Annotated in this window: 20 protein-coding genes, 2 rRNA genes and 1 riboswitch; of the genes, 18 read left to right on the forward strand and 4 right to left on the reverse strand. The window is 47.6% G+C overall.

Annotated elements, in window-relative coordinates:
• Together FKV70_RS22920 and rrf are read left to right on the forward strand one after the other, a co-directional pair.
• A 23S ribosomal RNA gene (locus tag FKV70_RS22920) occupies positions 1-85 on the forward strand; the annotation flags it as partial.
• A 146-nt stretch (positions 86-231) separates the two neighbouring features.
• Positions 232-348 (forward strand): 5S ribosomal RNA (gene rrf / locus FKV70_RS22925).
• A 175-nt stretch (positions 349-523) separates the two neighbouring features.
• Here rrf and FKV70_RS26215 read toward each other — a convergent pair.
• On the reverse strand, positions 524-682 hold the full coding sequence (locus FKV70_RS26215; protein WP_167669747.1) for a hypothetical protein: 159 nt from the start codon (positions 680-682) through the stop codon (positions 524-526).
• 294 nt (positions 683-976) lie between these two features.
• Here FKV70_RS26215 and FKV70_RS22930 point away from each other — a divergent pair, with 294 nt between their 5' ends.
• From FKV70_RS22930 to FKV70_RS22950, 5 genes are all read left to right on the forward strand, one after another.
• Positions 977-2,308, forward strand: coding sequence for an extracellular solute-binding protein (locus FKV70_RS22930; RefSeq protein WP_142614670.1), 1,332 nt, complete (start codon positions 977-979; stop codon positions 2,306-2,308).
• Between the two features lie 164 nt (positions 2,309-2,472).
• Complete coding sequence (locus FKV70_RS22935; protein ID WP_063212384.1) at positions 2,473-3,363, forward strand: carbohydrate ABC transporter permease; 891 nt, start codon at positions 2,473-2,475, stop codon at positions 3,361-3,363.
• A gap of 5 nt (positions 3,364-3,368) precedes the next feature.
• Positions 3,369-4,202: a carbohydrate ABC transporter permease gene (locus FKV70_RS22940; RefSeq protein ID WP_419866083.1), complete on the forward strand. Its 834-nt coding sequence runs from the start codon at positions 3,369-3,371 to the stop codon at positions 4,200-4,202.
• A gap of 30 nt (positions 4,203-4,232) precedes the next feature.
• Positions 4,233-6,029 (forward strand): cache domain-containing sensor histidine kinase, encoded by a 1,797-nt coding sequence (locus FKV70_RS22945; protein ID WP_142614671.1) that lies wholly within the window; start codon positions 4,233-4,235, stop codon positions 6,027-6,029.
• A complete protein-coding gene (locus tag FKV70_RS22950; RefSeq protein WP_063212381.1) occupies positions 6,010-7,200 on the forward strand; it encodes a response regulator in 1,191 nt (396 codons plus the stop codon). The genes FKV70_RS22945 and FKV70_RS22950 overlap by 20 nt, the downstream gene beginning before the upstream one ends.
• Before the next feature lie 65 nt (positions 7,201-7,265).
• Here the strand turns inward: FKV70_RS22950 and FKV70_RS22955 are convergent, their stop codons facing one another.
• Positions 7,266-8,171: a LysR family transcriptional regulator gene (locus FKV70_RS22955; RefSeq protein ID WP_142614672.1), complete on the reverse strand. Its 906-nt coding sequence runs from the start codon at positions 8,169-8,171 to the stop codon at positions 7,266-7,268.
• A 159-nt stretch (positions 8,172-8,330) separates the two neighbouring features.
• Between FKV70_RS22955 and FKV70_RS22960 the strand changes: the two genes are divergently transcribed.
• The 6 genes from FKV70_RS22960 to FKV70_RS22985 all read left to right on the forward strand — a co-directional run bounded on the left by FKV70_RS22960 (position 8,331) and on the right by FKV70_RS22985 (position 14,970).
• A complete protein-coding gene (locus tag FKV70_RS22960) occupies positions 8,331-8,921 on the forward strand; it encodes a flavin prenyltransferase UbiX (protein WP_063212379.1) in 591 nt (196 codons plus the stop codon).
• 28 nt (positions 8,922-8,949) lie between these two features.
• The gene (locus FKV70_RS22965) at positions 8,950-10,368 is read left to right on the forward strand and encodes a non-oxidative hydroxyarylic acid decarboxylases subunit C (RefSeq protein WP_063212378.1); all 1,419 of its coding nucleotides are present in this window, start codon (positions 8,950-8,952) and stop codon (positions 10,366-10,368) included.
• A 41-nt stretch (positions 10,369-10,409) separates the two neighbouring features.
• The gene (locus FKV70_RS22970) at positions 10,410-10,634 is read left to right on the forward strand and encodes a non-oxidative hydroxyarylic acid decarboxylases subunit D (protein WP_142614673.1); all 225 of its coding nucleotides are present in this window, start codon (positions 10,410-10,412) and stop codon (positions 10,632-10,634) included.
• A 72-nt stretch (positions 10,635-10,706) separates the two neighbouring features.
• A complete protein-coding gene (locus FKV70_RS22975) occupies positions 10,707-11,168 on the forward strand; it encodes a pyridoxamine 5'-phosphate oxidase family protein (protein ID WP_142614674.1) in 462 nt (153 codons plus the stop codon).
• Between the two features lie 164 nt (positions 11,169-11,332).
• The gene (locus FKV70_RS22980) at positions 11,333-12,493 is read left to right on the forward strand and encodes a serine hydrolase domain-containing protein (protein ID WP_142614675.1); all 1,161 of its coding nucleotides are present in this window, start codon (positions 11,333-11,335) and stop codon (positions 12,491-12,493) included.
• A 140-nt stretch (positions 12,494-12,633) separates the two neighbouring features.
• Positions 12,634-14,970, forward strand: a complete 2,337-nt coding sequence (locus FKV70_RS22985) for an Ig-like domain-containing protein (protein ID WP_142614676.1) — start codon at positions 12,634-12,636, stop codon at positions 14,968-14,970.
• Between the two features lie 159 nt (positions 14,971-15,129).
• Here FKV70_RS22985 and sdaAA read toward each other — a convergent pair whose 3' ends face one another.
• Complete coding sequence (sdaAA, locus tag FKV70_RS22990) at positions 15,130-16,029, reverse strand: L-serine ammonia-lyase, iron-sulfur-dependent, subunit alpha (protein WP_142614677.1); 900 nt, start codon at positions 16,027-16,029, stop codon at positions 15,130-15,132.
• On the reverse strand, positions 16,019-16,708 hold the full coding sequence (gene sdaAB, locus FKV70_RS22995; protein WP_064796885.1) for an L-serine ammonia-lyase, iron-sulfur-dependent subunit beta: 690 nt from the start codon (positions 16,706-16,708) through the stop codon (positions 16,019-16,021). Before sdaAB ends, sdaAA begins: the two co-directional genes overlap by 11 nt.
• Before the next feature lie 211 nt (positions 16,709-16,919).
• A riboswitch (glycine riboswitch) is annotated at positions 16,920-17,034 on the reverse strand.
• Positions 17,035-17,247: 213 nt separating this feature from the next.
• Here sdaAB and FKV70_RS23000 point away from each other — a divergent pair.
• The 5 genes from FKV70_RS23000 (at position 17,248) to FKV70_RS23020 (ending at position 23,037) form a co-directional block, all read left to right on the forward strand.
• Positions 17,248-18,852, forward strand: a complete 1,605-nt coding sequence (locus tag FKV70_RS23000) for a DUF6359 domain-containing protein (protein WP_142614678.1) — start codon at positions 17,248-17,250, stop codon at positions 18,850-18,852.
• Between the two features lie 330 nt (positions 18,853-19,182).
• Complete coding sequence (locus FKV70_RS23005; protein WP_142614720.1) at positions 19,183-20,214, forward strand: ABC transporter ATP-binding protein; 1,032 nt, start codon at positions 19,183-19,185, stop codon at positions 20,212-20,214.
• Complete coding sequence (locus FKV70_RS23010; protein ID WP_142614679.1) at positions 20,192-21,118, forward strand: ABC transporter ATP-binding protein; 927 nt, start codon at positions 20,192-20,194, stop codon at positions 21,116-21,118. The genes FKV70_RS23005 and FKV70_RS23010 overlap by 23 nt, the downstream gene beginning before the upstream one ends.
• 13 nt (positions 21,119-21,131) lie before the next feature.
• The gene (opp4B, locus tag FKV70_RS23015; RefSeq protein WP_061831945.1) at positions 21,132-22,100 is read left to right on the forward strand and encodes an oligopeptide ABC transporter permease; all 969 of its coding nucleotides are present in this window, start codon (positions 21,132-21,134) and stop codon (positions 22,098-22,100) included.
• A 37-nt stretch (positions 22,101-22,137) separates the two neighbouring features.
• Complete coding sequence (locus tag FKV70_RS23020) at positions 22,138-23,037, forward strand: ABC transporter permease (RefSeq protein ID WP_167669748.1); 900 nt, start codon at positions 22,138-22,140, stop codon at positions 23,035-23,037.
• The last annotated feature ends 15 nt before the right edge of the window (positions 23,038-23,052 follow it).

Raw genomic sequence — 23,052 nt, forward strand, 5'->3', positions numbered from 1 at the left:
GAAGACGACGAGGTAGATAGGTTGGGGGTGGAAGTGCAGTAATGCATGGAGCTGACCAATACTAATCGGTCGAGGGCTTATCCTAAAGATAAAACGCAAGGAAGTTTCGGATCCAGTTTTCAGGGTGGAAGCATGGCATCGTATAAGTTCGAGTAGCTTATATGAGGCAAGCGAACACACAGCATTTGGCGATGCTGTTCCTGAGTAAAGTGTTTGCGAATCAAATACATGTTTGGTGGCGATAGCGGAGGGGTTCCACACGTACCCATCCCGAACACGACCGTTAAGCCCTCCAGCGCCGATGGTACTTGGACCGCAGGGTCCTGGGAGAGTAGGACGTTGCCAAGCATACAAAAAAGCACAGCCTTATGGCTGTGTTCTTTTTTATATCTGATTCATTTATCGCTCACATGAAAGACTCATGTCATGCCTTCGGCTAAAAGCACTATAATATTCTTGTTGTCTTTTAGATAGCGCAGCCTGAGTGCGGTTTCAACTAAGATACAGATTGCATTGTGCGATGTTAATCTATTTCAACCTGTTCTGCCTGGAGGACACTTAAGGCTTGAAGTTTACGGGTAATTTCCTTTTGCCACTTTGTATCTCCGACTTGTACGGCAAGATTAAGAAGATCTAAATAATCATCGATATGCAGGGAGGTTTTACTAAAAGCTTCTTTCACTGCGGTCCTGCCTCCTTTAAAGTCTATGTGTATTTATTATTTAATAATGATAATCATTATCAAAAATAATCTTATTTATATTATGCCTGTCTTCTGGATAAATTGCAAGATATGATATGAATGAATTTTGAAGCACGCAAATGGAGGGCTTAAGAAAACAAACCCTTCTCCTTAAGTTCACGCATTGTTCACGTCTTTTCTATGGAACATAATGAAAAGAACAAGCGGGCATTGAGTGTCCACCGACTAGGAGGATAAATTGCGCAATGCTTCAACCAGAGGAGGAAAAGGAATATGAGCAGAGCAAAAATGAGAGCGTTTGCTGTTGTAGCGGCGGGCGCCTTGGCATTGACGCTGGCAGCTTGTAATAACGGACAAAGCGCAAGTCCGGGAAATCCAGGGGAAAAGGGTGGAGGCAATGTAACGAAGGATGTGACGATTACCTTTCAAAACATCAATCCTGATCCTAGCACCCCTTCGTACAAAATGATTAAGCAGATTGTAAGTCAATACGAGCAGGATCATCCTCATGTCAAAATTGAATTGGATTCGCTAAATACAGATCAGCAAAAACTCAAGCTGAAAACACAAGCAGCAGCGAAAGAAGTACCGGATATCACGATTGTAAATCCGGCTGCACAGATGAAGCCATTTGTAGATGCCGGGCTACTCGCGCCATTAAATGATGTGGCTGATAAAGAGGGGTTAAAAGATACGTTTCAGGATGGCCTTCTTAATTACTATAGCTTCGATGATAAGCTTTATGCTTTTCCGGATGGTAACAATATAGAAGTGGTTTTTTACAATAAAGAACTGTTCGAGCAGGCGGGAATTCAAAAATTGCCGACCACCTTTGATGAGTTGATTACGACGGTCAAGACGCTGAAAGCGAAGGAAATTACCCCAATTGCCATTGGAGAAAAGGATTCATGGACCGGCTCCCTCCTTTTTATGAATATTCTATTGCGTACGAATGAAGGACCCAATTTCCTCAATGATGTGCTGGATGGTAAAAAGACGTTCAACGACCCGGCTTTTGTGGAGGCTGTAGATGCATTTCAGGAGTTAGTGCAGGCCGGAGCTTTCCCGGATGGAGCCACATCTATTGACTATAATGCAGGCGGTAATATTTTTAAAACTGGAAAAGCTGCGATGTATATCATGGGTACTTGGGAAACGGGTTCTATTGATGCATCTCCGGTAGCAGGTAAGGTTGGGGCGTTCCAATTCCCCACGGTGAATGGCAAAGGGAATGTGAATGAGTATGTCATTGCGCCGGGTAGCGCGTTTGCGGTATCGGCGAATAGTGAACATTTACAGGAGACGAAGGACTTTCTGCACTATTTTATAACTGAGATGCCCAAGATTCAGTTTGAGCTAAAAAATGCAATTGGCAGCGGTCAGAAAATGAAAGGTGATCTGAAGGAAGCGGGTTATTCTGAGTTGGCCATTAGTCTCAATGAGCTGTTCAAAAATATAAAGGGAGGAGACCTCGCTTTTGACAATACGATGAACCCCGCTATTGCGCAGGCGCATCTGAGTAGCATTCAGAACCTGTTCGTGCAACAAGAGGACTCTGCACAAGTTGCGAAGGAGCATCAGAACACTTTTGAAGCGAATAAATAAGTGAAGATATTTGCATCTTTCGGAGCGAATGGATCGAATTTTTCAAAATCCTGAATAAGCAGACTCTAGGGGAGGGAGCGAAGGTTCCCTTCCCTGATTAGGAGTCACTCATGGCTAAACATCCTCCAGAAGCTGTTCCGAATCAACATAAAGGAGATTAGTGTATGAATGTACTGAAGGTGCCGACACGCACGATTGCCGTTTTCGTGCTACCCTGCCTGTTGCTGTATACCTGTATGGTATTTGTTCCGATTCTGGTATCTGTGTATTGCGGGCTGCTGGATTGGAATGGAATTGCTGAGGCGAAGTTTGTGGGACTGGCCAATTTTAAACGAATTTTTACAGCCGATCCAGTGTTCTGGCCATCTGTGAAGCGGACGATGATGTTCGCTGTATTTTCCATGCTGGAAATTCCGCTCTGTCTGCTGCTGGCTATTTTACTCAACCGTTATGTACGTAAGGCAAATACATTGGTAACGATGTATTTTCTGCCAGTCATTCTATCGGTGGTCATTATCGGCCAGTTGTGGAAGACGATCTACAATCCGGCCTCGATGGGTGGGATGCTAAACGGTATTTTGATGGCGGTCGGGCTGGAAAGCTGGACACGCTCTTGGCTGACGGAACCGCAGGTAGCGATGTATGCTCTATATTTTGTATCATTGTGGCAATATTTTGGCTATCATTTGCTTATCCAGTTTACCGGGGTACAAAATATACCCAATGAGCTGTATGAAGCAGCTAAAATTGATGGAGCAGAAGGATTCAAAGCAGACCTGCACATTACGTTGCCGCTCATTGTGCCTATTTTTAAAATATCGATTATATTAGCCTTTATCGGGTCCTTGCAATCGTTTGATTTGATCTGGGTTATGACAGGGGGAGGACCAGCCCATGCGACGGATACAGTATCCACGTATATGTACAATATGTCCTTTTTATCTATGAAATACGGGTATGGCAGTGCATTGGCCTCGTTTCTTGTAGTCATCTGCTTGTCATTTACAATTGTGATAAATTTTGTTTTCAAACGTATTGAAAATAAGGTAAGCTAAAGGAGATGGGACTGTTGAACGCCTTGAAGAAAATGGGGGTCTTCGCCCTGTTGGCCGTCTTAGTGGTCACGCAGCTGTATCCACTCTTTTGGCTGCTGACTTATTCGTTGAAGACGAATGAAGAGATATTAGGTTCAAGCTTCTTTGCGCTCCCTCAAGTGCCCCAGTGGCACAACTACCAGGAAGCCTATGAATCAGGGAGTTACTTGCGTTATTTAGGAAACAGTGTGCTGGTGACCGGGGTTACGATGATTTTCGTCATTGTATTAAGCTCGATGACTGCTTATGCAATTACACGTTTTCGCTGGCGTTTCGGGGCTGTTGTGCTGACGTTGTTTTTGGTCGGGATGATGATCCCCATGCAAGCTACACTGCTACCGCTGATGGTGATGTTTAAAAACGTCCATATTCTGAATACGTATTTCTCGCTGATTTTACCCTACATCGCTTTTCAGACACCGATTGCGGTCTTCATCCTATCCGGCTTTATGCGGTCCATTCCCCACGAAATTGAAGAATCCGCCTACATTGACGGAGCGAGCATTTATCGTATCTTCCGCAGTGTAATCTTACCTATCTCGATTCCGCCTATCATGACAGTGTGTATTTTAACTTTCATTAACATCTGGAATGAATACATTATGGCTGCCACTTTTATCTCGTCCGAAAAGCTAAAAACTCTCCCTTTCGGCGTATATACGTTCGTCAGCCAGTATTCTGTGAACTACGGCAATATTGGTGCTTTTCTGGTCATGGGAGCCTTACCGGTTATTATTATTTATTTTGTCCTGTCCGAAAAAATCACCAAGGGCATGGTTGCGGGAGCGGTAAAAGGATAGGCGGCCGATGCGAAAGGAGCGCACGGAGTTATGCTGCGCCGTTTTCAATCCATTCAATACCGCTTGTTTGTTTTGTTCCTATTGAGCATGTCCGGCATTGTGCTGGCGGTCAGTCTATTATTCTACAACCGTACTACGGTGCAGTTCAATGATAAGGTCAGCGAGCTTGCACGTAAAAATGTATCTCAGACGGCAGGATTGTTTGAATTGCTGCTCGGCAGCTATAACAGTCTCTCCAAGTCGATCAGCAACAATATGGATTTGGTTCGTCTGCTGACGACAGATCATAGTGACTTGCCTGCTGTCAATTACATTAACGAACGTACAATTACAAACATCCTTGGAGCCATCTATTATTCGCGCGAGGACCTGATCGGCATTCATGTGATCACAGACACAGGCAAGGTATATAATTACGGGAATTATATGAATGTCGTTGATACTCATTACGAGCAGACGGAATGGTACAGGGAAATTCAAAAGTCGGCGGGTAAAATTGCATGGCTGGGTGTTTATCCTCACTCTGTCATCGACCAAGTGGAAACCAGGCCTGTGTTTGCTTTTGGACGGCAGCTCTATGATCTGGATGAACACAAGCCGATTGGTATTGTTTTGTTTGAGGCTGAGCCGCGTTCCGTTTTGTCCGCTCTCCACAATTTACGGCTGAGCACTAATAGCCAGGTCTATCTGTTGGGCCATGAAAATCGAATTGTATCGGCTACCTCTTCTGATCCGCCACCAGATTTGAGAAATCTAGAGCAACAGGTCCCGGAGGAGGATGTAATTGTAGATCGGAGTAATGAGAGAGTTGTAATCGCTTCCAAGCTTCCGTTTGCTGATTGGTCGGTGATTAGTGTAACACCCGGTGAGGATCTGAACGTGGAACTGGCGCAAACTCAAAGATACTTGTTTATCGTGGCACCCATACTTATTATGTTGTCGGCGCTAATTGCATCCATCGTCTCCAGGGGCATCTCCCATCCGCTCAAACGAGTTATTCGAGAAATGAAACGGGTAGAGACAGGCAATTTCCGCCACACGGTAAACATCACATCCTATGAAGAAGTCAACCAGTTGGCTACCTCTTTCAATCATATGGTAAGACGGATTGCAGAACTGATTGAGCTGGTGCGGGTATCATCTGTCAGCGAAAAAAATGCAGAACTGCACGCTCTACAGACGCAGGTTAATCCACATTTTCTGTACAATACGCTGGATATGATCTATTGGATGCTAGATGAAAAGGGACAGGATCAGCTCGGAGAGGTAGTGCTCTCCTTATCCCATATGTTCCGTTACAGCAGTCACTGGGAAGAGGGAGCCGATGTAAGCCTTCGGGAAGAAGTAGAGCAGGTCGGTCATTACCTCACCATTATCCAGGCCCGGCTGGAGGGCAGGGTAGCTGTCGACGTCTACATTGAAGATCGATGGCTGGATATCCGTGTACCCAAAATGACTTTGCAGCCATTGATTGAAAATGCGGTGAAACACGGGCTGGAGCCTCTTCATGCAGATACAGGTGGCAAACTGCTCGTCAGAGCGGAGGAGTATGATGGTGTATTGAGCCTACACATCATCGACAACGGTGTAGGAATGGAGTACGAACGATGGGAGGTGGTCCAGATCGCTTTGGCAGAACCCGGCAAACAGGCGGGCAGCGGGCAGGCGGGAGGCATCGGCCTGCAAAACCTAAATTTAAGGCTACGGCACATGTTCGGAGAAGAGTACGGCCTACGGATCTCCAGCGCACCAGGAGCCGGAACAACAGTCACTGTAAATGTGCCTCTGCCACAGAAGGAGGAAAAACATGAATATTCTGATAGCTGACGATGAAAATATGATTCGACAGGGGATTCGGCGTACTATTGGCCAAGCACTACCAACCTGCGGCATTCATCTCGCTGCTTCCACCGAGGAAGCAGCAGGCATTCTGGCGGAGCATCCTGTAGATATTGTATTGACCGATATCCTGATGCCCGGTATGGATGGTCTGGAATTCATGCGTATCTCCAAGCGAAAGCATCCTCATCTGCAGTGGGTTGTCATTTCGGCCCATTCCGACTTCCAATATGCACAAAGAGCAGTAAAGCTGGGTGCCAAAGACTACCTGTTAAAGCCCATCGGTAAAAAGAAGCTGCTGGAATGTATTGAAGTATTAGCAGCCGAAGCGCTTGTGGCCTCGCAACAGGCGAACGAGGGCAGGCTTCTTAAATCCAATATGGTCTATTTGCGTGAAGCTGTTTTCCAGCGTTATGCACTTGGATTGGATACAGGCAAGCTGGATATACAGCCCTTCGTTGAAAATTATCCAGAGTTCCATCTTTTTATGGTTCGCATGGAACCTGATCACAAGCAGACGCATTTAGAGCATTTTATGATTGAAAATGTACTGTCCGAGCTCATTGAGGCTGGGGGCAGCGGCTTTGTCGTCAGTCTGGACCGCCACAGTCTGCTGGGGATTGCAAGGCTAAGGGATGAAGCAGAGGCTGCACGGCTGGAGTCTTTGCTTGAATCCCATTTGAAGCGTTATGTGAAGGTACCTTTGCAAATTACACGCTCGGGTGTTCATCATAATTTCTCATCCATACCTGAAGAGGTGGCGCGACTAAGACGAACGCCAGAGGAAATTGCAGCCGCAGCCGCGGATACAGGAGAATGTCTCCGTAAGGGCATGCACACGGTTGATGTAGCATTGCAGTATATTCAGGCTCACTTTACAGAGGAGCTGTCACTGGAAAAGGTGGCCTCCATCGTATTTTTAAATCCAGTATATTTCAGCCAGTTATTCAAGCAAAAAACGGGACAAGGCTATAAGGATTACGTCATTTCCTTGCGTATGGAAGAGGCAAAGCGGCTGTTAAGTGATCCTCTTTTGCGGCTGGCTGATATTTCCGAGCGGATCGGCTATCAGGATATGAGGCATTTTACACAGGTGTTCCGGCGCAAATGTGGGATGACTCCGACTGAATATCGGCATCAAGGGAATCAAGTAAGGTGAGCACAGCCTGAATGAAGGAAGTTTATCCAGCATCAGACTGTTTCAGGAGTAGAGCGGTAGAGCATCTACTCGGGAACAGTCTTTTTCGTGTCTCCAGCTTGTAGCAGTTCAACCAATTTGCGAGCTGCAATGGATAAATAACGATCCTTGCGCCATACGACGACAGGCCGTGTGAAGGGAAACGGCTCCTTAATGGAAAGTGTGCAAAATCTATCCCCGTATTCTTGTCCCAAGCCAGCGTCTGGAATGATGGTAATTCCCATGCCTGTGGAAACGAGCGAGAGAATGGTCGATATTTCAGGACAGTCCAGTACGACACGCGGAATAAGATGGTGTTCCTGAAATTTGCGGATGACGGTTTCGTATAATCCGTGTCCTTCTGTTCGGCGTCCCAACAAGAGATCATAGCTAGCAGCTTCCTGTAAGGTAATTTCCCCACTGGGATGACGATTTGCCCATTCAGACGGAAGTACGGCAACAAAGGAAACGCCCTCCAATTCAACTGAATGGTACGATTGGTCATCTACTGGAAGCAACAAGAGGGCCAGATCAACTTTATTTTGATGCAGCAGCTCTTCCAGATGATGTGTGTCTCCGTGTCCTATTTTAATGTATACCTCTGGATAATTGTGATGAAAGCGGCTGAGCTGTTCAGTAATCAGAGACATACAGGCGGATGAAGTGCCTATAGACAGTGTGCCGGTTACTTTGTTTTCGAACTCCCCAATTTCTCTACAGGTGTCCTCCATTTCAGCCAATAATCGCTTGGCTCGTGTATACAGTGCATATCCGGCCTCGGTAACCTCCCATTTCTTTCCTTCACGATAAATCAGCTTTACGCCAAGCTCGTCCTCCATATTTTTGAGTTGTTGACTCAGCGGAGGCTGGGCCATGTTGAGCGTTCTGGCGGCCTTGGTGATTTGCCCTTCCTCCACGATGACGCAAAAGTAATGCAGATGCTTCATATCCATTGGGATTCCCCTCATTTCTAGACAACGCCTCAATTTGAATACGTTTAAAGTATGCATTACATATATTATATATATTTTTCGTGTGCATGGAACAAGCGTATAATTTTTGACAGTAATGCATGGGTGAACGTAAAACGATGGAGTGGAAGGAGGGGACATATGAAGAAAATCATTGTAGGAATATCGGGAGCGACAGGGTCAATCTTTGGTATCCGTATATTGCAGCAATTACGGGAGGCTGGAGTAGAGAGTCATCTGGTGCTATCCCCGTGGGCTATTGCCAACATTCCCTATGAGACAGGCTACACGGTGAAGGAAGTGGAGGCGATGGCGGATGCAGTCTACTCGTATAAGGATCAGGCCGCACGTATTTCTAGCGGCTCCTTCCGGGTAGATGGTATGGTCGTCGCTCCTTGCAGTATGAAGACTCTGGCCTCTATTCGTATCGGTATGGCGGACAACCTGCTTACCCGATCAGCGGATGTGATACTGAAGGAGCGAAAGAAGCTGCTGCTCATGACCAGAGAAACACCATTAAGCAGTATCCATCTGGAAAATATGCTGGAGCTGTCACGTATGGGCGTGATGATCCTGCCGCCGATGCCTGCCTTTTATAATCATCCTGCAAGTATCGAGGAATTAGTGGATCATATTGTTTTTCGCGCATTGGATCAGTTCGGTATTGTCACAACCGCAGCCAAACGCTGGGATGGGATGAAGCAGAATGACTCCAGGCTGCACCAGAATTGAGAAATCGAAAGACGAAGGAGAATGAATGATGGCTTATAAAGACTTTCGCGATTTTCTAAACACCCTGGAAAAGGAGGGACAATTACTCACGATCAGCGATGAGGTAAAGCCGGAGCCAGACCTGGCAGCCGCTAACAGAGCATTAAACAACCTTGGAGATAAGACGCCTGCTCTCTTTTTCAACAACATCTATGGATATACGGATGCTCGTATTGCTATGAATGTGATGGGCTCCTGGCCCAATCATGCCCTCATGATGGGAATGCCCAAAAATACGCCGCTCAAGGAGCAGTTTTTTGAATTTGCCAGACGCTATGAACAATTTCCGATGCCTGTGAAGCGGGAAGAAACCGCTCCTTTTCATGAAGTCGAGATTACAGAGGATATTAATTTGTTTGATATTTTGCCGTTGTTTCGTTTGAACCAGGGAGACGGAGGATTTTATCTGGACAAAGCAATTTTAGTTTCACGCGATCTGGATGACCCGGATACCTATGGCAAGCAAAATGTTGGCTTGTACCGGATGCAGGTAAAAGGCAAGAACCGTTTGGGCATCCAGCCTGTACCACAGCATGATATTGCGATCCATATCCGTCAGGCTGAGGAGCGCGGCGAAAATCTGAAGGTGGCTATTGCCCTCGGATGTGAGCCTGTGATTACAACGGCTGCTTCTACGCCGCTGCTGTACGATCAATCCGAATATGAGATGGCGGGCGCCATTCAGGGCGAGCCTTATCGTGTGGTCAAAGCGAAGGATGCAGACCTGGATCTGCCTTGGGGAGCCGAGGTCATTTTGGAAGGCGAAGTGTTAGCAGGTGAACGTGAGTATGAAGGTCCATTCGGTGAATTCACAGGTCACTATTCCGGCGGTCGCGCGATGCCAGTCATTCAGATTAATCGTGTATATCACCGCAAACAGCCTATCTTTGAGCATCTGTACATCGGGATGCCTTGGACGGAAACGGATTATATGATCGGTGTGAATACAAGTGTACCGTTGTTTCAGCAGCTTAAGGATGCTTTTCCTAATGAAATCGTAGCCGTTAATGCCATGTATACGCATGGGCTGGTCGCTATTATTTCCACGAAAACCCGGTATGGCGGCTTTGCGAAGGCTGTGGGAATGCGTGCGTTAACGACTCCGCATGGATTGGGGTATTGCAAGCTGGTGATTGTGGTGGATGAGGAGGTCGATCCGTTCAATCTGCCACAGGTCATGTGGGCTTTATCCACCAAACTGCATCCGAAGCATGATGCTGTGATTGTTCCTGGCTTGTCTATTTTACCGCTTGACCCCGGCTCTGATCCGGCAGGTATGACGCACAAAATGATACTGGATGCGACGACACCTGTAGCACCGGATATTAGAGGCCATTACTCGCAGCCGCTCGATTCCCCGCTGGGTGTAGCGGAATGGGAGAAAAAGTTGAGCCAAATGCTTCGCTAAATATTTTTAAAAACAAAGAAAGATTAAAGGAGTGCTGACAGATGCATATTTGTCCCCGTTGTGAGTCCAATCGTTCAGAAGTCGTTTCCCATTCGCCGGTTAAAGGTGCCTGGGAGGTTTTGTTGTGCCCTGTATGCCTGTTCACATGGCGAACCTCAGAACCGGATAGCATTACTGATCCAGCAAAGTATAAATCGGCGTTCAAGGTAAACCCTCAAGAAATTCCGAATGCTGCTCATGTTCCTCCTATTCCAGAGCGGATATAGGGTCGTTCGTAAGCAGCCGTGAATTATGGTAACTTTGAAGTTATAAGCCAAATGTAAAGGGGATTATACATCATGCAGATACCAAGGATTAGTAAGGATCTGTTCACGCTGCTGGACGGCAAGGTATTGGAGGATAAGCAGCATGAAGCCATGATGCTGCTGACGGTCACGGAGGATCAGTGGCCGCACATAGCGATGATTAGTGTGGGCGAGGTTGTAGCGCTGGACGAGGGGAATTTGCGTCTGGCACTATGGCCGGGTACGACTACGACGGGTAACATGATCCGTACCGGGAAGGCGACACTTGCCGTGTTTACCGGGGGAAAGGCGCATTATGTGCGATTGTCGCTGGAACATCTGCCTGCTTTGCCCGGGGCCAAGCATGTGCGTGAGCGATTTGCGGCACGGGTTTTCGCTGCCCGAGAGGATTCAGCCCAATATGCAGATATCTTGACAGGTGTCACGGTTCGTCTCAAGGAACCGGAATCGGTGATCCATCGCTGGAAGGAAACGGTGGCTGAACTGTTAATGTAAAGCCATCTGATTATGACAAATAATCTATGTATTTACCAAGTTTACCGTTAAAATAAATGCGTGGAATAAGCGCTTACAAGGAATCGTGCTGAGTTTGTTGGAACAAGAAATTAGAGCGCGAGGGGAAGCTTGTTTCTTTTGAAGGAAAAATAGGAGGGATGAATATGTCTCGTTTTGACAAGGTAGATCAGCTATTGAAGCATTTCGTAGCAAATGGGCCGGCAGGTTGCGGTTGTGCCATTGCCCAGAATGGCAAAGTGTTGTATGAAGGGTATCATGGATATGCTGATCTGGAAGCCCAAAGACCAATCACTGAGGATACAGTGTATCGCTTGTTTTCCATGACAAAGGTCGTTGTCTGTGCGGCTGCACTTATGCTGTACGAACGTGGGCAATTTTTGTTGAATGAGCCTTTATATGAATATCTTCCCGAATTTCGTAATGCGCATGTATTCAAAACCGCTCCTAACGGATACACCTACGTGGATAAGGCAGAAAAACCCATTTTAATTAAGCATATATTCAATATGAATATAGGTCTTCCTTACGCTTCCGAGTCTTCAGAAACAGGAAAAGCTATGCAGAAGGCCATTGCAGGATTAAAGGAAAAGCAGGGGAAGTATGACCTGCGCACAGAAATTAAAGCGCTTTCTGGAGTTCCGCTTGCATTTGAACCGGGAACACGATGGTTATATGGATATGGGCACGATCTTGTTGCGGGTCTTATTGAAGTGATTTCGGGTAAATCAGTAGGACAATTCCTAAAGGATGAAATATTCGACCCGCTTGGAATGAACAACACAGGCTACCGCTATCGTGGAGATATTGAATCGCGGATGGCTTCCATGTATCAACGGACAGACGCCGGAAAACTTGAAAAAATTGAGGGTTTTTTGGATGAATATCATCAGTCAGATGCTATATATGAAGGTGGAGGCGCAGGATTATATTCGACGGTCACAGATTACCTCACATTTTCACAAATGATGTCAAATGGCGGCACGGTAAACGGAGTGAAGCTATTGGGGAGAAAAACCATTGATTTAATGCGTACAAATCATTTGAATACAGCTCAGTTATCGGATTTCACCAATTCATACCATACGGGTTATGGCTATGGACTTGGTGTACGCACGTTAATGGATAAAGCGGCTGGGCATGCCAATAGCTCAATTGGGGAATTTGGTTGGTCGGGAATGGCGGGCACCTGGGTTTCTATAGATCCGAGCGAGCAGTTCTCCGTCGTTTATATGCATCAGCTTGATCCCAATATGGAAGAGTACCACCATCTGAGAATTCGTGCAGCAGCTTATAGCTGTCTGTAAATGTTCCGATTCTAGTTAATAAGGACCAAATTTTCTCTAAAGTCTAAACTATTCTTTTCCATATGACGACATAAAACGTAGGTGTAGGGATTTTGCCAAATCCTTAATTTTTAGCTTTGAAAATAGGAGGGAATTAGATTTTGAAGAAAAGATGGTCCGGTTTTCTGGCGTTGGTCATCCTGATTTCAAGTTTTACATCATATGCAGGGTTTGCATCTGCAGCAGAAGCGGTGCTTTCCAAGATTGTCCTTTCGTCTAACGAGGTAACTTTGCAACAGGGGGATACAGCTGCGTTGACGGCAACGGCTGTTTATAGCGATGGGACAACCTCAAATGTAACAGTAAGCACAGATTGGAAAAGTGATAATACATCTATTGCTACGGTGTACAATGGTACAGTTTCAGCCAAAGCTGAAGGGGAAGCCACTGTGATTGCGACCTATAAGGAGAAGGTACAATCCGTTCAGGTACATGTAACGAAAAAGGTTAAGGCGCTGACATCCAGTGTACAAAGCCTGAGCCTGCGTTCAAGCGGCACAGGACAGATTGATCTGACAGCGACTTACAGTGATAATACAACAGCTCAGGTTTCAGGTGATGCGGCCTGGACTTCGGATAATCAGAAGGTAGCGACTGTAGTCAACGGATTAGTTACTGCTCAGGGAGCAGGTTCAGCTAATATTAAGGCTGTATATGGACAACAGACCGTAACGATTGCTGTACAGGTGGAGCAGGTTAAACGGCTGGATGCCAGTACATCAGAGGTTTCTCTTTTGTTAAAAGATACGGAGAAGGTTAAATTGACAGCCACGTTCCCGGATGGATCGACTCAGGATGTTACAGAGTCTGCCGAATGGAGCTCCAGCAATACAGCCGTGGCAGATGTTCTGAAAGGCACGATTACCGGCTATAGCACAGGGAAGGCGACAATTACAGGTAAATATGGCACGATGTCGGCTACGATTGCGGTGGATGTGGATCAGACGAATAAGCTGAAAGCCAGCGAAACTAATATTTTTCTCCGTTTGGATGAATCTAAGAAAATACAGGTATCTGCTGTGTACCCGGATGGAACGGTAACAGATATCACAGATAAAGCTACTTGGACATCAAGCGATGAAAAAATTGCAACAGTGAATAAAGGAACGATTATGGCCATTGGAGCGGGTTCGGCTACGGTGACCGCTAAGTATGGAGATAAGTCCGTTTCCATTAAAGCAGATGTCGAAACCTCTAGATTTCTGGATTTAAGCGAGGACAAGCTGAGCTTGAATGCTAAGGAATCCAAAAAGCTCAAGCTGACCGCAACCTATGTAACAGGGACGGAAGAAGATATCACAAGTAAAGCAGAGTGGAAGTCCAGTAATGAAGATGTTGCTTTTGTCAGCGGGGGAGAAGTCACAGGTTATAAAACAGGTGAGGCAACGATCACAGCTTCTTATGGCGGCAAAACAGCCACAGCTACCGTATCCGTAAACGTACCGGGTGATTTATCTTTGTCCTCTAAAACGGCAACGATAGATATTAATGAGGATTATACTGCGACTCTGACGGCTACTTATGCGGACGGGCGTAAGGAAGATGTTACAAAGGATGCAGAATGGACTTCAAGTGCAGAAGATATTGCTTCTGTGTCCAAGGGAACGATTACGGGTAAAGCGACTGGTAAAGCAGTGATTACAGCGACTTACAATGGCAAAAAACTGACGATTAACGTGCAAGTAGGCCTTGTTGACCGTCTGGAAACCGATTCGCGTGTCATTGTGCTCGGTGCTCAGGAAACAAAGCAACTGAAAGTAACAGGCGTTAAGAGTGGCGGTACAAAAACAGATGTAACCAAGGATGCCACCTGGTCCACTAGCAACGTCAAGGTCGTTGAAGTTAGCGAAGGTTTGATTAAAGCGAATGCCAACGGTAAGGCAACGGTCACGGCTTCCTATGGCAAGCAAACCATTACGTTTACGGTAGAAGTAGATGTAGCGCAAAAGATTGAAGCGGATGCCATCGCGTTATCCCTCAAATCTGGAGACCAAAAAACCATTTCCATTGTGGTTAAATCCAGTGATGGTAAAGAAAAGGATGTTACGACCCAAGCGGAATGGAAAACATCCAATTATAGGGTCGCCACTGTCAAAAAGGGTCAGGTTACCGCAGTTAGTTATGGTAAAGCTAACATTCAGGCGAAGTTCGGCGGGAAAGTGATCAGCGTGCCTGTAGATGTTGATACGCTTAAATATTTGCAAACGGACGAAGTCGCTTTGACCTTGAAGGCGGGGCAGCTGGCTAAGGTTACGGCTACAGCGACATATAAGGATGAGTCGGAGAAGGATGTCTCCAAGCCGGCTGTCTGGTCCTCGTCCAGAATTATTGTTGCGACCGTCAAAGACGGTAACATTAAGGCACAGGGCAAGGGCAAAGCTGTAATTACCGTAAAATATGCAGGTAAAATGACGAAGGTACAGGTAACTGTCCAGTAATCTGTAATCGATTGAAAAGAAAAGGAGCAAGCATGTCGTCCCTAGACGTATGCTTGCTCCTTTATTTTTAAGGGCGAATTCTCTTTCCCTTGGAGAATGTAGGGGAGAAATATTCGTCTTGTTTTATAGAGGAAAAGTAGTTGGTTTAAAGCTTAGAAGCTACGACTTATCTTTCTTGGCCAGTGTGTTGAGTGTAAGGGATTCGGTCAAACGCTTGCCGGTCGGTGTCTGGGCCAAGCCGCCTTTGGCGGTCTCGCGATGCTTCGACGGCATTGCGCTGCCGACTTCAAGCATCACGTCAATGACTTCGTCAGACGGAATGGCGCTGCGCACTCCCGCCAAAGCCATATCCGCTGCGGCAAGTGCAGTCACGGCGCCCAGCCCGTTGCGCACGATGCACGGAATCTCGACGAGCCCGGCAACGGGGTCGCAAATCAGACCGAGCGTGTTCTTGAGCGCTAGGCCTACAGCGTGGACGGCCTGTTCAGGCGTGCCGCCGCGCAGCTCGACCATTGCACCGGCGGCCATCCCAATGGCTGATCCAATCTCAGCCTGACAGCCTCCCTCCGCGCCGGAAATGAAAGAATTGTTGGCGATGACGTAGCCAATAGCTCCGGCTGCGAACAAGCCGTACACCATATGCTCGTCATCCCAGCCAAAACGTTCCTGCGCACTAATGAACACGCCAGGGATGACGCCGCAAGAGCCAGCAGTGGGTGTGGCGACAATGCGTCCCATGGACGCATTCACCTCAGACACGGAGAGTGCATAAGCCATGGCGAGCGCGGAGGCGTCGCCGGAGCAGGTCTCCCCTGTCCGCAGATACTCGGCCAGACGCTTGCCGTCCCCGCCCGTCAATCCACTGCGGGATACGGTGTCTTGCGTCTGACCACGATGAACGGCTTCCTTCATGACTTCATAATAATCAGACATTTGGCGGAAGATTTCTTCTTCCGTTGTATCCGTCTCTTGTATTTGTTCTTGAATCATTAGGCGGCCAATCGTGGTGGATTCCTCAGCGCATATCGCGCTGATTTCATGCAGATGGCTAAACCGCATCGGATTCAGCTCCTTTTTTCAGATTAATCATTTTAATTTCATACATATGAGGTATAGAACGCAGTTTGGCAATCAGTTCAGCCGTAGGAGGACTGTCCGTTTCGATGGCGGTAAGTGCTTCACCATCTCGGCCTTTGCGATCCACATGCATATAGGCAATGTTAATGTCAGCAGCGCCCAATGCTGAAGTCACCGCACCTAATGTACCGGGCTTATCCGAGTGGAGAAGCACCAACGTAGGCAGTTCTCCGGTCAGGTTAACTCGGAATTCGTTGAGCTGCTGGACATGGATACTGCCGCCTCCGATGGAGGAGCCGAGCAGGGTGCGCTGATCCTCGCCTTTCCATAGCTCGAAACGGACGGTGTTCGGATGGGGCGCAGGGAGTCCGCTAACGGCAAATTCTACGGCCATTCCAGCCTGCTCCGCCCATTGCTCGGCATCGGGAATCCGGTGATCGTCCGTATCGTAATTGAGCAGGCCTGCGATGAGTGCCAGGTCGGTACCGTGTCCTTTGTACGTGTCGGCGAAGGAGCCGTACAGTGTCATGCGGGCGCGGTCAGGCTGCGCCCCGAGCCAGTGCCGGGCAACGCGTGCAAGCCGCACCGCCCCGGCGGTATGTGAGCTGGAGGGTCCGGTCATGGCCGGACCGATAATGGAAAATACATCTTTGAAACGCATGGTGTGGCCCCCTGTATGTTCTACTACCATAGTATATTGTATTTTCGCGTCTTTGCGCGGATATGACGGTTCCTGATGCTGACGTACGATGTGAGCACAAAAAAGGACAGGATAAGGAAATTTCCCTTATCTCTGTCCTCGTTACCTGAGAGTTTCGTGCGGTGTCCATACCGCCTTACCCCTTGGGTGGCTTGCGCTCTCTCCAGAGTTGCGTCAGATGACGATACATGGACCTGAGAGATTATCCGCCAGCCGGGTGCTGGCGGCTTGCTCCTTCGGTGCCGCCAGCGTGTAAGCCTCTGGACAGACTCTCCCGTCATCTTCATTCGCGTATACCGTTCTACATATCTTCCTTAGCGTAATGTATGCCGCGCTCGCTGTCAATGCAGAGTTCGATTTTTACATAAACAGGTGTGTTTCCAATAAAAAAGATTAAAATTTACATAATTATGGATCAAACCAGGAAGGAATTAGAAGATTGATAGCTAATCTGATAGAGGACAAGTACATTTATGGAATTATAGGAGGGATATTGACGTATGGTAAAAGGCTTGCGGTTCACAGGTTCACGCTTGAAAGGAATGCTGCATCTGGCGGCGATCGTATCGCTGCTGATCGGCATCTTCGTTCCATTCGGTCAGGTCAAAGCAGAGGGAGTACTGACAGTAGCTGAAGCCCTTCAGCGTCAAGGCAGTGGAGGTACGGTGACGGTGGAAGGTTACATTGTTGGACATGCTACCGGATCGAAAACGGCTAATTTTTCTTCCCCGTTTGCGAATGATTTCAACGTACTGATTGCCGACCAGGCGAATGAACGTAGCACGTCCAACCTACTGGATGTGCAGCTGTCATCAGCGTACAGAGGACAATTTGGGCTAACAGGCCATCCTGAGCTGATCGGTAGTAAAATTCGTGTGACAGGTACACTTGGCGCCTACAATAATTTTGGCGGAATAAAAAGCCCAAGCGCTGTGGAACTGGTGAATGGAAGCGAGCCGGGGGAACCTGGTAATCCAGGCGAGCCTAATCCTGGAAACCCGGGTCAGCCCGGTACGACATTGCCGGACGGCAAAGGTAAAAAAGTGCTGTTCGATAATACGCATGCACAGACGGCTGGGGCAGCAGATTGGGTCATTGACGGAGCCTTCTCTGATTTTGCCGATGGGTTGCGTAATGTAGGCTTTACTGTGGACCAATTGAACCGCTCTATTCCTTTTACTTTTGGGGAACAAGCCATAACCTATGACAAGCTGCGCCAATATGATGTGTTCATCATCGGTGAAGCAAATGTTCCCTTTAAGGCTTCCGAGCAGGCGGCTTTGCTGCAATACGTGAATAACGGGGGAAGTGTCTTCTTCATCTCCGACCACTACAATGCGGACCGCAACAAAAACCGCTGGGATGCCTCCGAGGTTATGAATGGCTACCGTCGTGGAGCCTACACTAATCCGGCAAAAGGCATGACTTCAGAAGAAGCAGCATCACCAGCGATGCAAGGACTGACTAGCTCTGATTGGCTGGCAACCAACTTTGGCGTTCGTTTCCGCTATAATGCGCTTGGCGACGTGAATGCTACGGACATTGTAGCTGCAGATCAATCTTTTGGCATTACCAAAGGTGTACGTTCAATTGCCATGCATGCGGGCTCTACGCTGGCTATTATTGATCCTACCAAAGCGAAAGGAATTGCCTATATCCCGACAGGTACGAAAAAATGGGGCAATGCTGTAGATCAGGGTGTCTATAACGGCGGGGGCCGTGCGGAAGGGCCATTTGCGGCAATCTCCAAGGTCGGTCAAGGCAAGGCAGCATTTATCGGTGATTCTTCTCCTGTAGAAGACGCTACACCAAAATATGTGCGCGAGGAAAACGGACAGTCGAAGAAGACGTATGATGGTTTCAAGGAAGTGGACGATGCCACCTTCCTGGTACAAACGGTCCAATGGCTTGCATGGAAGCAGGATTACACCAAATTATCCGATGTGGCAGGCTTAACGCTGGATCAGCCCACGAAGCTTCTACCGTTTGAGGAGCCAGCGGCTTCCACGGAACCGCAACCTGAGCCTTGGTCTGCTCCAGCAACAGGCTACAAATGGTATGATCCAAAAACGTTCAAATCGGGCTCCTATGGAGCTGCTTCGTAACAAATGTGAAAAAACCAGAGTGAGTTGTTGTGTGCTAGTGAGCTGTTTGGTCCTCTATAGGGGATCAAACAGCTTTTTTTGTGATAAAAATTAACCTGTGGTTGGTTATTTAGTTACACTTTGTGCCAGGAAGGTCGCGCTGCTGCTGGATCATTGATTTTTTAAATGATGTTGATAGCATAATCTTAATTGATATATCCATATACTGGTGATAGGATGTATTCAAATTATTCCGACAAAAAAGGTATGTAATGTTTGTGGGAGGTTTTAACATCAAACATGGTGAGAATTAGCGGGACAAGACCATGGAGAATGGAGGAAGCGCACGCATTGAATATCGAACCTGTGTTGGAGATCAAAGGGTTATCCGTATCTTTTCGCATTAACGATCAATATCACCCCGCTGTCGACCATCTGGATCTGACGGTCAACCCCAATGAAGTGCTGGCTGTGGTCGGAGAATCCGGTTGTGGCAAAAGCGCGCTGGCGCTTTCAATCCCACAACTGCATGACATGGAGCGGACACGTGTCGAAGGAGAGGTTCTTTTTAAAGGCACGGATCTGATCCGTCTCTCCTTAGGGCAAATGAATAAAATCCGCGGAGCGGGCATTGGCATGATCTTTCAGGACCCGCTAACAGCACTGAACCCGTTAATGAGCATCGGTAAGCAGATCGAGGAAAATCTCGATTATCATACGTCCCTATCGACGAAGCAAAAAAGGGAGCGTGTACTGGAGCTACTGGAAAGCGTAGATATCCCCAATCCTGTGCGCGTGTATGAACAGTATCCACATGAACTTTCAGGAGGGATGCGCCAGCGTGTGATGATCGCGATTGCCATAGCCTGCCGTCCCTCTCTTATTATTGCAGATGAGCCGACGACTGCGCTCGATGTAACCATTCAATCGCAAATTCTTGACTTGCTCAAACAGCTTCAACAGGAGACCGGAAGCGGAATTATTCTGATTACGCACGATCTTGGCGTTGTGGCCGAAGTAGCTGACCGTGTGGTGGTCATGTATGCCGGAGAAATCGTCGAAAGCGCTGATGTTTTTGAATTATTCCGGCATCCACTGCACCCGTATACGCGTTCCTTGCTGGCCTCCATGCCGGGATCGCATACCAAGGGAGAAACGCTGCATGTCATCGGTGGCATGGTTCCCTCATTGCAAGATATTCCCCGTAATAGCTGTCGTTTTGCTCCGCGTATTCCCTGGATTCAGCAGGGAATGCATGAAGACCATCCTCAATTAAATGAAATTTCCTCCGGCCATTGGGTTCGTTGTACATGTTACCAGCATTTTCATTTTGAAGACGAGACAAAGGGAGAGACTGCTCATGGCACTGCTGGAGCTAAATAATTTGAAGGTTTATTATCCGGTGCGTGGTGGTTTTTTCCAGCGCCTTGTTGACCAGGTAAAAGCAGTGGATGGTGTGTCGATCAGCATAGAGGCAGGCCAAACCTACGGACTGGTAGGAGAATCCGGCTGCGGAAAAACGACGACAGGAAGGACAATTATCGGCTTGAATAAGCTGACGAGTGGACAGATTCTTTTTAGGGGCAAGGATCTTGCGGCTTTGAGTCGTAATAACCGCCATCCGCTGCGTAGAGACATTCAGATGATTTTTCAGGACCCCTATTCTTCGCTGAACCCGCGTAAGCGCGTATTGGATGTCATTGCTGAACCGCTGCGAAACTTTGAAAGACTGAGTAATGAGGAAGAGCGGAGAAAAGTACAGACACTACTGGAGAAGGTCGGCCTGAACGCTGATGCAGCCTACAAATATCCGCATGAATTTTCCGGGGGTCAGCGGCAACGGATCGGGATTGCGCGTGCGCTGACATTAAACCCAAAACTGATTATTGCAGATGAGCCCGTATCAGCGCTTGACGTTTCTGTGCAGGCACAGGTGCTTAATTTTATGAAGGATGTGCAGCGGGAGTTCAAATTGACGTATTTATTCATTAGTCACGACCTGGGGATTATCCGCCATATGTGCGACCAAATCGGCATTATGTACCGAGGTCGCTTAGTGGAACAGGGGAGCGAGCAAGATATTTATGAGCGTCCACAGCATTTGTATACCCAGCGGCTTATTGCCACCATTCCCAGTATCGATCCTGCGAAGCGGCTGGAAAATGCTCGAAGAAGGCAGATGCTTTTATCCTCTTACAAGTCAGAGCTCCCCAAACATCTAGATGCAAGCGGAAAGCCGTTTGCCCTGAAATCCGTAAGTCCATCCCATCAAGTTGCGCTACCATAGGGAGGTACAGAATATGTGGAAATTTACACTGCGCCGGCTACTGGTTATGATCCCTCAACTTTTTGCACTAAGTGTGCTCATATTTTTCCTAGCCAAGGCTATGCCGGGGGATGCCCTGACAGGGCTCATCACTTCAACACCCAATCTGAATCCGGCTGCACTGGAAGAACAGCGTCAAAAATTGGGGCTCAATGACCCGGTGTGGGTGCAATATGGGAACTGGCTTGTCCAGCTTGCTCATGGGGATCTGGGCAAATCTTATGTACATAAAATTAGCGTTACCGATTTGATTGGCAGTCGTTTGGGCAACACGTTTTTTCTGGGCGTAGTGATTCTGGTTCTGACGTATCTGATCGCCATTCCGCTGGGAGTGCTTAGCGGTCGGTATCAGCATAGTCTGCTGGATAAAACCGTGGTGGGATATACCTATCTCAGCTTTGCAACACCCCTATTTATACTCGCGTTGTTGCTGCTGTACGTGTTTGGATTCAGGCTTGGCTGGTTTCCAACCAGCGGCAGTGTGGATGTAGGTGTGGAGCCGGGGACATGGTCATATTACGTGAATAAGTCGTATCATCTCATTCTACCGGCGGTTACGGGCGCATTGCTCAGTACGACGGCTACGATTCAGTATTTGCGCAATGAGGTCATTGATACACGTCTGAAGGATTTTGTGAAAACAGCACGTTCCAAGGGGGTACCCGAGGGAAAGATCTATTCTCGTCATATTTTCAAAAACTCTTTATTGCCTATTGCTGCTTTCTTGGGCTATGACCTGACGGGTGTGATTGCGGGCAACATTTTCCTAGAATCTATTTTTGGTTATCCGGGGCTAGGTCAGTTGTTTCTACAGTCCATCACCCAACGGGACTTTTCAGTCGTGAATGCATTGGTCATGATCTCCGGTTTCTTGGCACTCTTAGGAACCCTTTTATCGGATGTCATCCTAAGCAAGGTCGATCCCCGTATTCGAATTGAATAGAGAACAAGTCTAGAAAAAAGGAGAGATTATGGTGTCTATGCAGGTGGAGGAAGTCTTCTCGCCGGAAACCATTCGTAAATCACCATCTAGCTGGTCTGTACTGCGTCGTGAACTGGTACGTGACAAAATGGCCTTGATTTCCATTGGGTTTGTGGCTTTGTTCTTGATTTTTATATATGCCTCTGTTCTGTTTGTCAATCAGGATGTAGTCACGACAGTCGATCTGGGCGCGATCCGCGAAGCTCCCGGCTCAGTGCATTGGCTGGGTACGGACCGAGCGGGCAGGGATATCTTCGGCCAGCTGGTCATTGGGGCTCGCAATTCTTTTACCATCGGCTTTACGATTACTTTATTATCGGCCGCCATCGGCTTGACGCTGGGCTTACTAGCCGGGTTTTATGGAGGACTGGTTGATAACATCATCATGCGAATCATTGATTTTATTCTGGTGCTTCCGTTTTTGATGCTGGTCATCGTATTTGTCAGTATTGTGCCCAAAAGCGGTATAGGGTCTTTTATTTTTATAATGACCGCTTTTCTATGGATTGGAAAAGCGCGCCTGATCCGGGCCAAGGTACTGTCAGAGCGGGAATTGGACTACGTACAGGCTTCCAAAACCCTGGGCACACCCAATTGGAAGATCATATGGTTTGGCGTGCTGCCCAATCTCAGTTCAGTTGTGATTGTGAATCTAACGCTTAATCTTGCTGGAAATATCGGGATTGAAACCGGGCTTTCCTATCTCGGTTTTGGCTTGCCGGAATCTACTCCAAGCTTGGGGACGCTGGTGAGTTATGCGAATGATCCGGATGTATTGCAGAATAGCTGGTGGATGTGGCTGCCTGCCTCATTGCTGATACTGGTGCTAATGCTGGCGATCAATTTTATCGGTCAGGCGCTCAAACGTGCCACGGACGCCAGACAACGATTGGGTTAACCGAAGTTCAAGGAA

Origin of the sequence: Paenibacillus ottowii (assembly GCF_006874425.1) — a bacterium.
Taxonomy (GTDB): Bacteria; Bacillota; Bacilli; order Paenibacillales; family Paenibacillaceae; genus Paenibacillus; species Paenibacillus ottowii.

Bases quoted from the DNA above. Each gene is read 5' to 3' on its own strand.
- FKV70_RS23000 (WP_142614678.1), top strand. From the start codon at position 17,248: ATGGTAAAAGGCTTGCGGTTCACAGGTTCACGCTTGAAAGGAATGCTG.
- FKV70_RS22945 (WP_142614671.1), top strand. From the start codon at position 4,233: ATGCTGCGCCGTTTTCAATCCATTCAATACCGCTTGTTTGTTTTGTTC.
- FKV70_RS22970 (WP_142614673.1), top strand. From the start codon at position 10,410: ATGCATATTTGTCCCCGTTGTGAGTCCAATCGTTCAGAAGTCGTTTCC.
- FKV70_RS22930 (WP_142614670.1), top strand. From the start codon at position 977: ATGAGCAGAGCAAAAATGAGAGCGTTTGCTGTTGTAGCGGCGGGCGCC.
- FKV70_RS22935 (WP_063212384.1), top strand. From the start codon at position 2,473: ATGAATGTACTGAAGGTGCCGACACGCACGATTGCCGTTTTCGTGCTA.
- opp4B (WP_061831945.1), top strand. From the start codon at position 21,132: ATGTGGAAATTTACACTGCGCCGGCTACTGGTTATGATCCCTCAACTT.
- FKV70_RS22980 (WP_142614675.1), top strand. From the start codon at position 11,333: ATGTCTCGTTTTGACAAGGTAGATCAGCTATTGAAGCATTTCGTAGCA.
- FKV70_RS22940 (WP_419866083.1), top strand. From the start codon at position 3,369: ATGGGACTGTTGAACGCCTTGAAGAAAATGGGGGTCTTCGCCCTGTTG.
- FKV70_RS23010 (WP_142614679.1), top strand. From the start codon at position 20,192: ATGGCACTGCTGGAGCTAAATAATTTGAAGGTTTATTATCCGGTGCGT.
- FKV70_RS22955 (WP_142614672.1), bottom strand. From the start codon at position 8,171: ATGGATATGAAGCATCTGCATTACTTTTGCGTCATCGTGGAGGAAGGG.
- sdaAB (WP_064796885.1), bottom strand. From the start codon at position 16,708: ATGCGTTTCAAAGATGTATTTTCCATTATCGGTCCGGCCATGACCGGA.
- FKV70_RS23020 (WP_167669748.1), top strand. From the start codon at position 22,138: ATGCAGGTGGAGGAAGTCTTCTCGCCGGAAACCATTCGTAAATCACCA.
- FKV70_RS22960 (WP_063212379.1), top strand. From the start codon at position 8,331: ATGAAGAAAATCATTGTAGGAATATCGGGAGCGACAGGGTCAATCTTT.
- FKV70_RS22950 (WP_063212381.1), top strand. From the start codon at position 6,010: ATGAATATTCTGATAGCTGACGATGAAAATATGATTCGACAGGGGATT.
- FKV70_RS22975 (WP_142614674.1), top strand. From the start codon at position 10,707: ATGCAGATACCAAGGATTAGTAAGGATCTGTTCACGCTGCTGGACGGC.
- sdaAA (WP_142614677.1), bottom strand. From the start codon at position 16,029: ATGCGGTTTAGCCATCTGCATGAAATCAGCGCGATATGCGCTGAGGAA.
- FKV70_RS22965 (WP_063212378.1), top strand. From the start codon at position 8,950: ATGGCTTATAAAGACTTTCGCGATTTTCTAAACACCCTGGAAAAGGAG.